Source organism: Acetobacter aceti (assembly GCF_002005445.1).
GTDB classification, from domain to species: Bacteria; Pseudomonadota; Alphaproteobacteria; order Acetobacterales; family Acetobacteraceae; genus Acetobacter; species Acetobacter aceti_B.
The window spans coordinates 2,617,976-2,634,348 of the sequence record NZ_CP014692.1 but is presented as its reverse complement, the minus strand read 5'-3'; the positions used below and the strand labels follow the sequence as shown (position 1 = coordinate 2,634,348).

The 16,373-nt window shown below is 60.1% G+C and carries 13 protein-coding genes; 9 read left to right on the top strand and 4 right to left on the bottom strand.

All coding sequences use genetic code 11. The features are described from left to right. Positions 1-34: 34 nt before the first annotated feature. A complete protein-coding gene (locus tag A0U92_RS11795; RefSeq protein WP_077813401.1) occupies positions 35-679 on the bottom strand; it encodes a 2OG-Fe(II) oxygenase family protein in 645 nt (214 codons plus the stop codon). A 232-nt stretch (positions 680-911) separates the two neighbouring features. Here A0U92_RS11795 and A0U92_RS11790 point away from each other — a divergent pair, with 232 nt between their 5' ends. Continuing rightward, positions 912-2,258, top strand: a complete 1,347-nt coding sequence (locus A0U92_RS11790) for a glycosyltransferase family 87 protein (RefSeq protein ID WP_077813400.1) — start codon at positions 912-914, stop codon at positions 2,256-2,258. Here A0U92_RS11790 and A0U92_RS11785 read toward each other — a convergent pair. Together A0U92_RS11785 and A0U92_RS11780 are read right to left on the bottom strand one after the other, a co-directional pair. Beyond that, positions 2,249-3,154 carry a prephenate/arogenate dehydrogenase family protein gene (locus A0U92_RS11785; protein ID WP_077814413.1) on the bottom strand — a complete coding sequence of 302 codons (906 nt, stop codon included), beginning with the start codon at positions 3,152-3,154 and terminating at the stop codon, positions 2,249-2,251. The genes A0U92_RS11790 and A0U92_RS11785 overlap by 10 nt on opposite strands. A gap of 6 nt (positions 3,155-3,160) precedes the next feature. Then, on the bottom strand, positions 3,161-4,216 hold the full coding sequence (locus A0U92_RS11780; RefSeq protein ID WP_236748113.1) for a lysylphosphatidylglycerol synthase domain-containing protein: 1,056 nt from the start codon (positions 4,214-4,216) through the stop codon (positions 3,161-3,163). A gap of 264 nt (positions 4,217-4,480) precedes the next feature. Between A0U92_RS11780 and hpnA the strand changes: the two genes are divergently transcribed. Further along, positions 4,481-5,476, top strand: coding sequence for a hopanoid-associated sugar epimerase (gene hpnA, locus A0U92_RS11775; RefSeq protein WP_077813398.1), 996 nt, complete (start codon positions 4,481-4,483; stop codon positions 5,474-5,476). 11 nt (positions 5,477-5,487) lie between these two features. After that, positions 5,488-6,642, top strand: a complete 1,155-nt coding sequence (locus A0U92_RS11770; RefSeq protein WP_077813397.1) for a glycosyltransferase — start codon at positions 5,488-5,490, stop codon at positions 6,640-6,642. Between the two features lie 161 nt (positions 6,643-6,803). Here the strand turns inward: A0U92_RS11770 and A0U92_RS11765 are convergent, their stop codons facing one another. Beyond that, positions 6,804-7,223: an NUDIX hydrolase gene (locus A0U92_RS11765; RefSeq protein ID WP_077813396.1), complete on the bottom strand. Its 420-nt coding sequence runs from the start codon at positions 7,221-7,223 to the stop codon at positions 6,804-6,806. A 122-nt stretch (positions 7,224-7,345) separates the two neighbouring features. Here A0U92_RS11765 and A0U92_RS11760 point away from each other — a divergent pair, with 122 nt between their 5' ends. From A0U92_RS11760 to A0U92_RS11735, 6 genes are all read left to right on the top strand, one after another. Further along, the gene (locus A0U92_RS11760; protein ID WP_077813395.1) at positions 7,346-8,296 is read left to right on the top strand and encodes a squalene/phytoene synthase family protein; all 951 of its coding nucleotides are present in this window, start codon (positions 7,346-7,348) and stop codon (positions 8,294-8,296) included. Positions 8,297-8,401: 105 nt separating this feature from the next. Beyond that, positions 8,402-9,304, top strand: coding sequence for a presqualene diphosphate synthase HpnD (hpnD, locus tag A0U92_RS11755; protein ID WP_077813394.1), 903 nt, complete (start codon positions 8,402-8,404; stop codon positions 9,302-9,304). 5 nt (positions 9,305-9,309) lie between these two features. Then, a complete protein-coding gene (hpnE, locus tag A0U92_RS11750) occupies positions 9,310-10,614 on the top strand; it encodes a hydroxysqualene dehydroxylase HpnE (RefSeq protein WP_077813393.1) in 1,305 nt (434 codons plus the stop codon). A gap of 110 nt (positions 10,615-10,724) precedes the next feature. Continuing rightward, positions 10,725-12,716, top strand: a complete 1,992-nt coding sequence (gene shc / locus A0U92_RS11745) for a squalene--hopene cyclase (protein WP_077813392.1) — start codon at positions 10,725-10,727, stop codon at positions 12,714-12,716. Positions 12,717-12,718: 2 nt separating this feature from the next. Then, complete coding sequence (locus A0U92_RS11740) at positions 12,719-13,405, top strand: phosphorylase family protein (protein ID WP_077813391.1); 687 nt, start codon at positions 12,719-12,721, stop codon at positions 13,403-13,405. Positions 13,406-13,623: 218 nt separating this feature from the next. Beyond that, on the top strand, positions 13,624-16,140 hold the full coding sequence (locus A0U92_RS11735; RefSeq protein WP_077813390.1) for a glycosyltransferase family 2 protein: 2,517 nt from the start codon (positions 13,624-13,626) through the stop codon (positions 16,138-16,140). Positions 16,141-16,373: the final 233 nt, after the last annotated feature.

Genomic DNA, 16,373 nt, shown 5'->3' with positions numbered 1-16,373 from the left:
GCAAACCATCTCACTTTGCAGCCATGTTCGATCATCAGGTCACGAATGTCATCTTCTTCACCAGAGCGGACAGTTTGTGACGCCGAAGCTCGGAACGGGCTTTTGCGCCGGTTTCCATGTAATTGAGCTGGATCGTGTAACGTGGGCCAACATACTGGCGATGACCGTGCCACGTCGTCGGACCGTTGGGAAAGACGAGCAGTGTACCGTTCACAGGAGGCACTTCCACAGCAAAATTTTCGACATCATCTGGACCATTCAGCAGGCGAAGGCAGCCTTCCTGACGTTCGAATGCGGCTGACGGCGGATTGAGATAGAGCAGAATCGTCACGCGCTTGGCGATGGAATCGCAGTGAATCCGGCCATCTTTCTCCCGCGTACGCCCGCGTATGGTCAGCATGGTGGGGGCGTCGTCGAGATCGAGACTGAACTTTCGGGCAATGATCTTGCGTAGTTCAGAACCTTCAAGCTGGGCGATGAGCGCCTGCATGAGTGGCGTCAGAGCCAGGGCTTCGGGAGGAAAGGAGCCTCCGGAGCCGATCTGTGGCAGGGATGTCTGCAGGGCTGCCAGTTCATCCTGTGGAATGAAATGTTCAACGGCTACATGCGGGAAAGGACTCTCCACGACCGGCGCAGCTTTCAGCGCTGCAAAGTCGAGATTCAGAGCGGCAGCAGTCATGATCTGAGACTCCTTGACCTCGTCATGCCTGAAGAAGCCGGGTTCTAACCTTGTGATTGGTGCATCATACGTCCACGGGACCTGTGTGTCACATGGCCATGTCCCACGCGGGTCATGGGGGCGATAACAGGATTAAAAATCATCACCCGACCTGTTTGATCCTGTGTGAGTAAGCATTTCATTAATATTTCTGCCGGATGGTGCCGGAAAATATCATCGCATCAGGCAGGGTATGGACAGGCGGCCAAAGAGACTTAAATCGGCGCTCGGGCGAGCCTTTTTACAGGCTGAATGGCTGACTCCCGCACGAGCGTTGGCTTATTGCAGGATTCTCGGTTTCTACGGGTGGGGACTGTTTCTCTCCATCATCGTGGTCTCCCATTGGGGCGCCGATTTCGAAGGGCAGCCGATCTGTGCCGATTTCGTCAGCTTCTGGGCCGCGTCCCGGCAGGTGCTGCAGGGGCATCTGGCGGAGGTGTATGACAGCGCGAAGCACCATCTGGCCGAACTGTCCGCGTTTCCCGGCCTGTCCTTCGGGAATTTCGCTTTCTACTACCCGCCGACCTTTCTCCTCCTCTGTGTGCCGCTTGCCCTGCTGCCCTACCGTCTTTCCGTCGCACTGTTTCTGATCCTCACCGCGACGGCTTTCGTCCGCGCCCTGCGCCGGCTGCTGCCGCAACGGTGGGCGCTGCTTCCCATTCTCGCCTTTCCGGGCCTCGTGATTGGCGTGGCGAATGGGCAGAATGGGCTTCTGACCGGATCGCTGTTCGGCTGGGCGATGGTGTTGCTGGCAGGACATCCTTTCCTCGCGGGCCTGTGCCTTGGCGGGCTGGTGATCAAGCCGCAACTGCTGGTGGCGGCGCCAGTCGTCCTGTTGTGCGCCCGGCGCTGGCGAGCCATTGCGGGAGGAATGTGTTCCGGTCTGGGGCTGATCGCGGCGTCATGGCTCGCTTTTGGTCATGCCGGCTGGGGTGGCTTTCTGCACATGAGTCACGAGGCGCAGGGAGCATTTTCCCACGGCTATGTGCAGGCATGGAAAATGCAGAGCGTGTTTGCTGCCGCTCATCTGCTGCATGCGCCTGCATGGATGGCTTATGGCGTACAGATAATGGCGGCTGTGGCGGCCCTGAGTATCGCCGGGTGGCTCGCCGCGGGTCTGCGGAGACGTTCTGCCGATCTGGGTGAGGCGACGGCGGCATCGGGGCAAGTCGCCGTGATGATCGCGGCGATGCCGTTCTGTTCGCCTTTTCTTCTGGATTACGATCTGGCCTGCCTGGCTTTTCCGATGGGATGGCTGGTGTTGCAGGCACGGCGGACCGGCTGGTGGTCAGGTGAGAAATTCGTTCTGTTTCTGGCCTATATCTATCTTCTGGGAGCAAGGCTGTTCGCTGAGCTGACGCATATCGGTCCAACTCCTCTCATCAGCGCAGCTCTGCTGCTCGTGCTTGCGCGCCGTATCGCGCCGGAAGAATGGCTGGGCCTCAGGCGGAGAATTGTGTCGCAGGCAGGTCGGTTCAACAGGAGTGAGCCGGACGTCTCTTCCGTCTCTGAGCCGGGCAGGGCTGGGGTTCAGGCCTGACGGTTTTCCAGCAGGCTACGGCGGATGCTGCGTCCACGCTCGATACGGTCCACGATATAGTCGGAATCGCCCCAGCGGATCGCCCGGGCCATGGCCTGGGCATCTTCCAGAAAGCGTGACAGCATCTCCAGAATGGCTTCACGGTTGGAGAGGAAAATGTCCCGCCACATGATGGGGTCCGACGCCGCGATGCGTGTGAAGTCGCGGAAGCCGCTGGCTGCGAATTCCAGCACTTCGGAGCGGGTCTCGTCGGCCAGGTCATCCGCCGTGCCGCAGATGGTGAAGGCCAGCAGATGCGGCAGATGGCTGACGATGGCGCATACCCTGTCATGGTGCTCGGGAGTCATGTCCCGCGTGCGGGCTCCGCAAAGCCGCCAGAGGGCTGTGATGGTTTCCACGCTCTCAGATGAGCTGTCAGGCAGGGGGGTCAGCAGGCACCAGCGGTTATCGAACAGCGTGGCGAAACCGGCGTCCGGACCTGAATATTCCGTCCCCGCCATCGGATGAGCCGGGACATATGGGATGTCCGGTCGGAGGAAAGGGCTGATGGCCTCAATAACTGCCACCTTGGTCGAGCCGGTGTCCGTCAGAATGGCGCCGGGTTTCATGGCGGGGATGACTGTTGCGGCGACTTCGCCCATTGCGCCGACCGGCACGCAGAGCAACACGCAGTCCGCATCGGCGACAGCGGCTGCGGCGTCACCTGTAACCTCGTCGGCGATACGGAGTTCACGCACACGCTCACGGAAGGCCGGGTTGATATCCACGGCCACCAGCTGTCGCGCAATCGTCTTGTCGCGTCGGGCGCGATGCAGAACAGAAGCGCCGATCAGACCCGGGCCGATGACGACCAGTTTATCGAATAAAGGAGTGGGGGCGTCGGAAGAATCGGTCACGGGCAATTATCCTTCCGTTGTATCTGTCAGGGCGTCGGGCAGCCCGGCCGACAGAACATGTGGCTTGGTTTGCGCCGTACGGGCTTTCAGCGCACGCATTTCCGAAAGCTGCCACCATACCAGCGTGGGAATGCCGATGCTGACTTCCCGACCACGACGCAGCAGGGACAGGGCGAGGCAGAGTGAGGCATCAAGCCCGAATGCGTGGCCCAGAGTCATGTAGGCGCCTTCCTGCACGCCGAGGGCTGCGGGGACCAGAAATGAAGCCGACATGAGGCCGCAGGTGACACCCTCAATGGCGATGGCGTCAGGAAAACTCAGCGACGCGCCCATCAGATAAACGGTGAGCCAGAGAACGCCGGCACTGCTGATCCAGCCCATCAGATGGATGGCTGCCGAAGCGGAAATGCGACCGGGACGGGACCAGGCTTTCTCCATCCAGTCCTGCAATGTCCCGGCGCCATCCATGACAGTCGCCTGCCACTGTCCCGCGATGTGTCTGCCGAGCAGGCGCACCGTGCGTTTGACTGCCGTTCCGCCACGCTGCTGGGTCCAGATGAACCCGGCGGCTCCGACCGCGAGCAGAAGGGCGCCAATGATGACCGGCTTGACCAGGGGAGAGGAAGAACTGCCAACGGCCAGAAGGGTCACGGCGAGCAGGATGAAGACGATCTGCCCGAGCACTTCCGTGGTGATGTCGACCACGTTGGCGCAGGCGGCTTCCGGCCATTCGATGGAGGAGATTTTCACGGCATGATGGCGGCTGGTGGCGCGGATGCCGAGGACGATGCCGCCCAGTTGGGAAAAAGGCAGGCAGGTTGAAGCGGCGTCCCGGATCATGCGGGCCAGCAGCAGGTGCCTGTAGGTCATGGTGGGGAAGGCGGCATGCCAGGCGCAGCCGAGAATGGCGTCCACGGCCAGTTGCGCAAGGATTGTCAGGAAGAAGCCGACAATCCCGATCCGGGAGACAGCCGCCGCCACTGAATCAAAGCCGTTCCACGCCATGGCGGCCGTAATCGCGGCAAGTCCGAGGAGGGTGAGAAGGATGGTAAGTTTTTTCAAGAGTATCTGACCATCCGTCGGTTGTAGCTCATGGCTTGGTCCGGACGCGGGGCGAATCTGTCCGGAAAAGATCGAAACAGGAGGTCCGGCACAGGATGTGCGACCCTTCTCCAAAACAGGGCGAAGTCCTTACACCACCCCGACGGGATGCGCCAGTGTAACAGGGTTGCGGGCTTTTATCGTGTCCCTCTGGTCTAAACCATCTTCCTCAGGATAAAGCAGAAAGACATATTTTGACCATGATGCCTGAGAGAAAGGGATTTCATGACCGCGCCAACTCTTGTCACAGGTGCTACCGGTTTTGTGGGCTCTGCCGTGGCCCGTGTGCTTCTGGCCCGTGGTCATGCCCTGCGTCTGATGGTCCGCACCGGCAGTGATCGCCGCAATATCGCCGACATGCCGGTCGAACTCGTGGAGGGAGATCTTTCCACCCCTGCCAGCTTCGCCAAGGCGGTCGAGGGATGTCGTTATGTGTTTCACGTCGCGGCGGACTATCGCCTGTGGGTGCCTGATCCGGCTCCGATGATGGCGGCTAATGTCGAGGGCACCCGCCTGCTCATGCAGGCCGCACAGGCGGCTGGCGTGGAAAAAATCGTCTACTGCTCTTCGGTGGCGGCGCTCGGGCTGATTGGTGACGGCACGGTTTCGACAGAAAAAACACCTGTCAACGAACACTCCGTCATCGGGATTTACAAGAAATCCAAATATCGCGCCGAGCAGGAAGTGCTTCGTATGGTGCGCGAGCAGGGGCTGAAGGCTGTCGTCGTCAATCCGTCCACGCCTGTCGGTCCTCGCGATATCAAGCCGACCCCCACGGGACAGATGATTCTGGACTGCGCGGCAGGCCGGATGCCCGCTTATGTCGATACCGGTGTGAATATCGTGCATGTCGATGATGTGGCGGAAGGTCATGCGCTGGCGCTGGAGCGCGGCGTCGTGGGTGAGCAGTATATCCTCGGCGGACAGAACTATCTGTTGGGCGATCTGTTCCGCATGGTGGCTGAGATCGCGCATGTGAAGCCGCCCCGGATCGTCCTCCCGCAGGGAGTGATCTGGCCGGTTGCTGTGGCGTCCGAATGGCTGTCACGCAAATTCGGTATCGAACCGCGCGTGACACGGGAGATGCTGGCGATGTCGCGCAAGAAGATGTTCTTCTCCTCGGACAAGGCCATTCACGACCTCGGCTATGCGCCGCGCCCGGCGTATGACGCCGTCAAGGACGCGATCAACTGGTTCCGTCAGGCTGATATGCTGAAATAAGAGCGGGAACGATGCTGGTTTATCTGGCCGGTCTTTCGGCACTGATCTGGGCCGCCCTGCTCGGCTTTCATGGACGGTTCTGGCAGGCCGGTCCCATTCTGCGTCCCGGTAAGGCGCATAAGACACGTCCTCCCGTCAGTGTGGTCATTCCCGCACGGGACGAGGCCGAGTCCATCCAAATCTGCCTCTCATCCCTTCTGGCGCAGGATTATGCGGGACAGTATCGCATTGTGCTGACCGACGATCGCAGTGTTGACGGAACAGGCGATCTCGCGCGCTCCATAGCGGACCCGCAGGGAAGGCTGACGGTTCTGGATGGACAGCCTCGCCCTGATGAAGTCTGGAGCGGCAAGCTCTGGGCTGTCGAGCAGGGGGTGGCGCATGTCCGGGCGGAGCAGCCGGAAGAGGGCGGCTACATTCTGCTGACCGACGCCGATATCGAGCATGATCCGGCCCATATCTCCACGCTGGTTGAAAAAGCCGAGCGTGATGGGCTCGATATGGTGTCCGAGATGGTGGAGCTGAACTGTGTCAGTTCGGCCGAAAAGGCGCTGGTTCCTGCCTTCGTGTTCTTCTTCGCGCTGCTGTATCCTTTCTCCAAGGTGGCTGATCCCAAAAGCCGGACGGCGGCTGCGGCGGGCGGCACAATTCTTATCCGCCGTTCCGCGCTGACGCGCATTGGCGGTATCGCCGCCCTGCGTGGCGCCCTGATCGATGACTGCACGCTGGCGGCGCACGTCAAGCGATCGGGTGGGCGGATCTATCTCGGTCATTCCTGTCTGGCCCGTTCGATCCGACCCTATCCGCATCCGCGTGACATCTGGCGCATGATCGCCCGCACAGCATACGTTCAGCTGCGTTATTCTCCGTTGATCCTTGTCGGGACGGTGCTGGGGATGCTGCTTGTCTGGGTTCTTCCCGTCTTTCTGGCGCTGTTTGGAAAAGGACCGGCCCGCAGGCTTGCGGCGCTCGCCTGGGCGGCGTCGATGGCGTCCTACATTCCAACATTGCGGCGTTTCCGCATGTCGCCTTTCTGGGCCCTGCTGCTGCCAGTCGTTGCAATGTTCTACACGGCCGCGACGGTCGGATCGGCTGTGGATCATCATTGTGGTCGTGGGGTGAGATGGAAGAACCGGTCTTATACCGGGGCGACGCACTCGGGATAAAGCTGACAGCCTGAAACCTCTTCCACCGCGGAGGTTTCAGGACGCTTTGTCCCGTGTCCTACTCACGCAGACCTTTGGGAACTGCTCTCTTCCAGCGGGTTGGAGCGGATATCATCCGGGAAAGAGTCCTGTGAGGAAGACCATTCCGCAGGTCTGTCGGTTCAACGATATCCTGCACGTTTCCGAAGAGCCTGAAGCGCTTGCCGGGTCGCCTCGGTCAGAGGCGAGGGCAGCGAGGACAGGGCAAACCAGCCCATGTCGGCCAGAGCCTCGGGCTCACGGATGACGGGCTCGCCGATGAAGGCTTCCACCAGGAAAACCGGCGCGACCCAATGCTGCTCACCGGCCCGGTCGATCTGGTCCACGACGCAGAGCAGTTCGGGAGATTCGATCCGGATGCCCAGCTCCTCGTCGATCTCGCGCGCCGCCGTGTCGGCGACTTTCTCATAGGGATCGACCTTGCCGCCGGGTAGACCCCAGTGCCCGGCTTCGGGATTGCGTTTTCTCTGAACGAGCAGGAGTCGCCCGTTGCGGAAGATCGCGGCCCCGCAACCGACACGTGGCAGGGGGATATTTGTCATGGGGGCATGGCTCCTGTGGACGCTCCTGCGGGTGACTCGGTCAACTGTTCGCTCCGGTCGGCCGGATGTAAAGCGGTGGTAAGTGTAGGCAGCAGCCTTCGGAGCGTGTAAACCACCCCGCCATGTTTCAGGATTCCTCATCAGCCGCGCACGCGGAGCCAGCCCTCCTGTCAGAAAGCCTGTCAGTTGAAGACGTGCGGGCTGCTGTCGCCCGTGACAAAATCGATCCATGGCGCGCGCCTGATGTCTCGTCCGGCAAGGGACAATCAGACGAGAATTTTCCGGTCGGATCGGTGTTGTTCGCGCCCGCCATGCGCGAACATGTGCATGCCTATTATGATTTTGCCCGGTTTAGCGACGATGTGACGGATAGCGACAGGCTGACGCCCGAGGAGAAGGTGGCGCGGCTGGATGCGATGGAAGACATCGTGCACGGTCGGGCGCAGGCGCCTGAACGCAAGGATGCCCGCTCCGCCGCGCGGGTCCGGGAGATGCTGCTGCGCACGGGGTTGCCGTTCGATGTCGCGACCTCCCTGCTGGTCGCGTTCCGGGAAGACGCGGTCAAATCGCGCTACGCTTCTCAGGCTGAACTTGATCGCTATTGCCGCTATTCCGCGAATCCGGTTGGACGTTTTCTGCTGGGCCTGCACGGCGAAAGCGACAGGACTTTCCCGGCGTCTGACGCGCTGTGCACGTCACTCCAGATTCTCAATCATCTCCAGGATTGTCAGAAAGACCTTCTTCTTCTGAAGCGGAGCTATGTGCCGCTGGACCTTCTTGAGGCGCAGGGGCTGGGTGTAGACGCTGTTCTGGAAAGTACGACCTCCCCGTCATTGCGTCGTGTTTTCGACATATTGCTCGACGAGACAGATCGTCTGAACGGGGTGGCCCTCGGGCTGCTGCGTCAGGTAAAGGATCGTCGGATGCGGATGTATTGCGCCGCTGTCGTGCGGCTGGCGCATCTGCTGGCGGCCCGTCTGCGTGCGGGAGATCCGCTGGCAGAGCGTGTGGCGCTGACAAAAGGCGATTTCGCACGGGCGGCATTCGCGGCGCTCAAAGGCTGGAAGAACTGAGATGTCTGCCGGAAGACGGAGCCGGGGACAGGGCTGGAAAGACAGGGGAGCGTCTGCTCTCGCTGGACTATGGGGCGGTGTGGAACCGTCCGGGAAAGGGATGCCATGACTGACGCACTCGGAACGCATGACGAACCCACACCGCTCGGCTGCGACCCGACCGATCTTGCGCGCGTCGAGGCGATCGTGCGGCAGGCGGGGACGTCATTCGCCGCGGGAATGCGCATTCTGCCTCCCTACCGGCGGTATGGCATGTATGCGATCTATGCATTCTGTCGGCTGGTGGACGACATCGCGGATGGCGATGTGCCGTCCCTGAGCGGTCCGGAGCACGCAAAAGACCGGGAAGCGCGCCTCACCGAGTGGCGTGAGCGCATTGGCCGTCTTTACGCGGACAGAACCGAGGATGCGCTGGACCGGGTTCTGCATGCCTCCATCCGTTTCTTTTCGCTGAAGCAGAAAGATTTCGACGCCGTGATCGACGGCATGATCATGGACGCCACAGGACCGGTGGTCGCGCCGTCCGAAGAGACGCTGGATCTTTACTGTGACCGTGTGGCGTCCGCTGTCGGACGTCTCTCCGTGCATGTGTTCGGTGACAGCTCGGAACACGCGGAGCGGGTGGCCTATCATCTCGGTCGCGCGCTCCAGTTGACCAATATTCTGCGCGACGTGGCGGAAGATGCGCGGATTGGCCGCCTGTATCTGCCGAAGGAACTGCTGGCCCGCTTCGACGTGCCGGCCGATCCGCAGAAGGTTCTCGCAGCGCCCGGTCTGGCTGGCGTGATGCAGATTCTTTCCGTGCGGGCACAGGACCATTTCCGTCAGGCGTTCCGGGCCATGAAGAAATGTGACCGCAAGGCCATGATGCCTGCGCGTATGATGGGCGGCTGCTATCTGGCGATCCTGAACGCCCTGACAAAACGGGGCTGGGAGCAGGTGCGCGTTCCGCTTGCGGTGTCGAAGGCCAGCAAGGCAGTTGGTGTCGTGCTGGCATTCGCGGCCTGATACGGATGGCGCGTCGGGTTCATATTGTCGGCGGGGGTCTGTCCGGGCTGTCCGCCGCCGTCGAGATCGCGGGCAGCGGGCAGCATGTCATCGTGCATGAGGCCGGTCCCGCCTGCGGCGGACGCGCCCGCTCCTACGAGGACAAGAAGCTGGGTTGCCGGATCGACAACGGCAACCACCTGCTGCTGACAGCCAACGAGGCTGTCTTTCGATATATGGGGCTGATCGGCGCTCTGAACACGTTGCAGGGGCCGGATCAGCCGATTTTTCCGTTTGTGGACCTCAGGAAGCCCTGCGTATGGACGCTGGACCTCTCGATGGGGCGGGTGCCATGGTGGGTATTAAGCCCGAACCGGCGTGTGCCGGGAATGAAGCTCGGCGAGCTGCTCAGCCTGAAGCGTCTGATTGACGCGAAACCCGATCAGGTCGTGTCCGACTGCCTGCTGCCGGGCGAGTTCTCGCGTCGCCTGCTCGATCCGTTCTCCATCGCCGCGCTCAACACGCCGAGCGATGAAGCCAGTGCGGCTCTGCTCGGCCATGTGATCAACGAATCGCTGGCCAAGGGTGGTCGCGCCTGCCTGCCGCGTTTCCCTAAGATCGGCCTGTCCGAAAGCCTTGTGGACCCGGCTCTGTCGCATCTGTCCATTCTGAAGGCGGAGGTCCGTACCGGACGGCGTGTCACCGGTATCGGAACCGCGAACGGTCGTGTCACGGCGCTGATCTTCCCGGACGAACGTATCGACGTTGGCGAGGATGATGCGGTCATTCTGGCTGTCACCGCGCCCGTGGCGGCGAGCCTGCTGAAAGAGGCGCTGCCCGATCTGGTGGTGCCGGATGAGTTTGAAGGTATTTTCAACGCGCATTTCCGTCTTGAACGACCTCCCGTGCCTGTCGGGGCCTTTGCGAAGACCCGCTTTGTCGGTGTCGTGGGCGCCGTGACGGAATGGATTTTTCTCAAGAATGATATCCTGTCGGTCACGGTCAGCGCGGCCAACCGCTATGCCGAGCGTGATCCTGATGAGTTGGGGCGACAGATCTGGCAGGAGGTGCGGCAGGCGATGGACGGACTTCTGGCAGGACCGCTTCCTGCCGAGCCACCCTTGCAACGGCTGGTTTGGGAGAAGCGTGCGACCTTTGCCGCCACACCTGCGCAACTGCGGAAAAGACCGGGCGCCGCGACGGGACTGGTCAATCTGGCATTGGCCGGGGACTGGACGACGACGGGTTTGCCCGCCACCATTGACGGTTCAATTCGTTCAGGCGTTACCGCCGTGCAGGCATTGGGGCTTCGCGGGCCCCTGTCTGGCTGATGGCGCCTGACTGACTCTGATTACGATATCACGGTAAGACCGTGGATCGCGTTAACGACTGGCACGATTTCTGAAGAAACGTGTTTCTACTGGAGGAATGACTGCAGGCCATGCTGGACGATGTAACGAACTCTGCCATTACCGAGAACACGGGATTTACCTCCGGTGAACTGGCTCCGAGTGAGCTGGATCGTGTGGTCGAGCGTGCGCATGCAGCACTGGGCGGCAAGCAGAACGACGATGGGCACTGGGTTTTCGAACTGGAAGCCGATGCGACCATTCCGGCGGAATATGTCCTGCTTGAGCATTTTCTCGACCGGATCGATCAGCCTCTGGAAGACAGGATCGGCGTTTATCTGCGGCGTATTCAGGGCGAGCACGGTGGCTGGCCGCTCTATCATGACGGCGATTTCAACATCTCCGCAACGGTGAAGGCCTATTACGCGCTGAAATGTATTGGTGACGACATCAACGCGCCGCACATGCAGCGCGCCCGTCAGGCTGTTCTCGATCATGGCGGCGCCGAGCGGAGCAACGTCTTCACACGTTTCCAGTTGGCGCTGTTCGGGGAGGTGCCATGGCATGGCACGCCGGTCATGCCGGTCGAACTGATGCTGTTGCCGCGCTCCGCGTTCTTCTCGGTCTGGAACATGTCCTACTGGTCGCGCACCGTGATCGCGCCGCTGCTGGTGCTGGCGGCGCTGCGTCCGGTGGCGGTCAATCCGCGCGGCGTGCATGTGCAGGAACTGTTCGTCACGCCGCCGGATCAGGTGAAGGACTGGATCAGGGGGCCATACCGTTCCAGGTGGGGACATGCCTTCAAGGTGCTGGATCAGGTTCTGCGTCCGGTGGTGAAGCTGATTCCTCAGAAGGTTCACGAGAAGGCCATCAGGGCGTCCGTTGATTTCATTGAACCGCGGCTGAACGGCCTTGACGGTCTTGGCGCGATTTATCCGGCCATGGCCAACACGGTGATGATGTATCGCGCCATGGGCGTGCCGGACAGTGATCCCCGCGCCGCCACGGCATGGGAGTCGGTCAGGGCGCTTCTGATTGATCATGGGGATGAGGTATATTGCCAGCCGTGCGTGTCTCCCATCTGGGACACCGGACTGGCGGGTCACGCCATGATGGAAGCGGCCAGCGGTTCCGATCCTGTCGCGCGGAAGAAAACGGAAGAGAAGATGGCGAAGGCGGCTGAATGGCTGCGCGACCGTCAGATTCTCGATGTGAAGGGTGACTGGGCGATCAATCGCCCCGACCTCGAACCGGGCGGTTGGGCTTTCCAGTATCGCAATGACTATTATCCTGACGTGGACGATACGGCGGTTGTCGGCATGCTGCTGCATCGCCAGAACGACCCGGCCAATGATGAAGCGATCGAGCGTGCCCGCAAGTGGATCGTGGGGATGCAGAGCACCAATGGCGGCTGGGGTGCATTCGATGTCGATAACGACAAGGAACTGCTGAACCATATTCCGTTCTCGGATCATGGTGCGCTTCTTGACCCGCCGACAGCCGATGTGACGGCGCGTTGTGTGTCTTTTCTGGCGCAGCTTGGTCATGCCGAGGATCGTCCGGTGATTGAACGCGCTTTGGAGTATCTCCGGGGCGATCAGGAAGAGGACGGTTCCTGGTTTGGTCGGTGGGGTACCAATTTCATTTACGGTACATGGTCTGTCCTGTGCTCCCTGAACGCAGCCGGTATTTCCCATGATGATCCGATGGTGGTGCGCGCCGTGGAGTGGCTCCGCTCCGTCCAGCGTCCCGATGGCGGCTGGGGCGAAGGTTGCGAGAGCTATGAAGACGGTCCTCGTGGCGAGTACAAACAAAGCCTGCCTTCCCAGACGGCGTGGGCGGTTCTGGGCATGATGGCGGTCGGTCGTCGTGATGATCCGGCCGTGGTGCGGGGTATCGCGTGGCTATCCAAGCATCAGGGTGACAATGGCGAGTGGGAAGAAGATCCCTATAACGCCGTTGGTTTCCCCAAGGTGTTCTATCTCAAGTATCACGGTTACAGGCAGTTCTTCCCGCTTCTGGCTGTGTCGCGCTACCGGAATCTCAAGAGCAGCAACTCCGGCCAGGTGAGCTACGGTTTCTGATCATGAACAAGAGCCTTCCCTCTCCAGCCGATATCGGATTTCTTGTGGGACTGAAGGCTGAGGCCTCTCTTCTGCGACAGTTTTTTCCCGGCTCGCCGATTGCAATCAGCGGGGCCACACGGGAGGGCGCACGGAAGGGAGCCGAACGGCTGGTCGCCTCGGGCGCGCCTTTTGTCGTGTCGTTCGGGCTCGCGGCGGGTCTTGATCCGGCGCTCAGACCGGGGACGATCCTTGTGCCGGATGCGGTGGTGAAGGACGGCAAGCTCTATCCCTGCGCGCCAGCCGTACGACGTCTTCTGGGGGCGGAAGCCTCCGGTGTGGTGGCAGGCGCGCTTCTGCACAGCGATGTCGTCGTGCTGACCGCTGAGGACAAGCAGCGTCTGGCTCTGGAGAGCGGCTGCTGCTCTCTTGATATGGAGAGCGGCTTTCTGGCGGTGGCGGCGCAGTCCGTGAAAAGACCTTTCGGCGTGCTGCGCGTGGTGTGTGATCCGGCTGACCGGACGCTGCCTCCCGCTGCGGGCATCGCGCTGTCGCCGGACGGCGGGCTGGGAGTGGGTGCTCTGGCAGCAGCCTTGCTGCGTAATCCCCTGCAGATCGGAAGCCTGATCCGGCTTGGAGGTGACGCATCCCGTGCCCGTAAATCGATGCAGCGTTTTCTGGAAGTTAAGGCTTCAGCCTTATCATCATGATGTTTCAGAGGGCGTCAGGCCCGCGACATGGCCGGAAAATTTCCTTGCCGGTCATGTTTTGCGGTTATGGCGTTTCTGGCCTCTTCCAGATTGTTCTGCATGAAGAGTTTGTTTTGAACTGGTATGTTCTGAAGAAGGGATGTTTTTAATATGCCCTTCGGACAGCGCTTTATCCTGATCTGTGTTTTTTCGCACATGTCAGGAAAACGAGGATTTTCATGAAAGCTCCATTGCCGACTTCCCGTCAGATTACGCAGTTTATTGGTTATTTCGATCGTCTGGAGGGGCTGGAAGTAAGGGGGTGGGCCTGTAATCTGGCTGCGCCGCGTGTGCCTGCCACGCTTCACGTCATTATTGACGGACAGGAAGTCGGGTCCGTGATCTGCGATCAGCCGCGATCGGACGTGCAGGAAAACATCGGGGTCATGACGCCCAATCTTGGCTTCTCCTTCGTGCTGCCGGATTCGTTTGCTGATGGCAGGGAGCATCGGATCGGGCTGCGGTTTCCGAATCGTTCGGTCGTACCCTGTCTGGTGACAGAGGACGGCACGATCAAGGAAGAAGACGTCAAGATCGTTCTTCAGCCGCGTTTCAATTACGAATCCTGCGTGGATGGCTTCTCGCGGGGCGCGCTGCGGGGATGGGTGCAACGCATCAATGCGGCGAATGGGAACCGTGAAGGGCAGTGCGAAGTCGCGGTTTTTATCGATGGAGCGCCTTTCGCGCGCATTCGTGCGGACCGTTTTCGGGGTGATGTGGCGTCGGCCGTAGGAGGCGAGGCAAACTGCGGTTTCGAACTGGTCATCCCGAAGCATCGTCGTCAGACAGGTGCCCGGACGATCAGTTTCTTTGCTGTGCCGGGCGATGTGGAACTGATGGGTAGTCCCATCAACACGTCGCTGGTTGATAACAGGCTCGAAGAGCATCTGCTGGGCGTCAGCGAAACCATCGCGCGCCTTCATCGTGAAATCTCGTCCCTGCGTGCGACAGTAAACAACCTGCTCCCCGAGCAGCGGTTCAATCTTGGCGATTATGACAACTGGGCGCGTCGTTACTTCAATGTTCTGAGGGCTCGCGTAGCGGAGCGTCGCCAGCAGCTTGGCGCGGGCTTTGTCGCCAAGGGGCCGCTGGTGAGTGTCATCTGTCCGACCTACAAACCGGACATGACCGACTTCATCGCCGCAGTTGAATCGGTCATGGCGCAGACCTGGAGCAACTGGGAGCTCATCGTCGTGGACGATGGCGGGAAGTCTCTGGAAGTTGCGGCGAGGATGGCGGAATATTGCCGGAATGATCCTCGTATCAAATTGATTCGTCTGAAAAAAAATCTGGGAATTTCCGGAGCGACAAACGAGGGCGTCAAGGCGGCGAAAGGCAGCTGGGTCGCGTTCTTTGACCACGATGACGCCATGGTTGACGTGGCTCTGGAGGCCATGTTGCAGGCGGCTTCGGGCCTTGATCCTCAGGTGATTTATTCAGACGAGGACAAGATCGATCAGGCTGGGTATTTTCTGGAGCCGAATTTCAAGCCTGATTTTGATTACCGGTATCTGCTGGGCTGTAACTACATCTGCCATCTCACCATGGTGCGTACGGATGTGCTGCGTCAGGTCGGGGATCTGAACGCCAGTTATGATGGCGCGCAGGATCATGATCTGATGTTGCGTCTGACGGAGATCGTGCCGCGTGAAGGCTTCCTGCATGTTCCGGAAGTTCTTTATCACTGGCGGAAGACTCCGAACTCGACAGCGATGACGATTGCCAACAAGCAGTATGCGGTGAATGCCGGTGTCCGGGCTGTCGCCGATCATCTGAGGCGTGTCGGACATGAGGCGCGGGTCGAGGCGATCAATGATCTGACCATCTACAATGTGTGGTGGGGGATCAGTCGCGAGCCGACGGTATCGATCATTATTCCGTTCCGTAATCAGACGGCTCTGACCCGGGAATGTGTTTCACGGATACTGGAACACACGGATTACAAGGCTTATGACATCATTCTGGTCGATAACTGGTCGACAGATGAAGATGCGCTGGCCTTCTGCAAGGAGATTTCCCGGAACAAGCGCGTTCAGGTTCTTTCGATCCGGGAAGAGTTCAATTTCTCGCGTCTGAACAATCTTGCTGCGGCGACCTGCTCATCCGAATTCTTTTTCTTCATGAACAACGATCTTTTCGTGGAAGATCCCAAATGGCTGAAAACCATTGTGGGAGAAGCGCTCGCGGGTGAGGATATCGGGGCTGTCGGCGGGAAGTTCCTCTATCCCAACGGCGCTATCCAGCATGTGGGTGTGGTGGTGGGCCCCGATGGCGTGGCGTCCCATGCGCATCGCGGACTTCAGGCGCATGACTATGGCTATATTTCCCGCGCCATTCTGTCGCATGAAGTCACGGCAGTCACGGCGGCGGGCATGCTGGTTCGCGCCGAAGCCTTCCGCGAGGCCGGTGGCTTTGATGAGATTAATCTGAAAGTCGCTTATAATGACGTCGATCTCTGCCTGAAGATGCGTGAGGCCGGTTGGCGTATTGTCCAGTGCAACAATTTCGTGGCGGTGCACCATGAGAGTGTGTCGCGTGGAAGCGATGATCGGCCCGAGCATGAGGCCCGGTTCTTTGCCGAGACCCAGCATATGCATCAGTATTGGGGTGACCATGCGATCTATCAGCGTGACCCGGCCTATTCGCCGCATTTCATGCTTGATCAGAGTTATTATGATCTGGTCACGCCGGAATAAGCGCAGGGATCAGAAGTTTTTTGCCGCCGTATCAGGTTTTGGACAACACCCGCTTCTTCGAGGCGGGTGTTTGTTTATGAGGGCAATGAGAATATCCGCAGACGGCCTGATCCTGCGGAAGCAATGGAGGCGTCTTCCATCGCAATAAGCGGGGTCTCAACACAATCATGGGAGTCGTCGCAGTCTTGGATGAAAACCAGTGCGAGGTCATGTTATCCGTGTCCGAAAAGAAT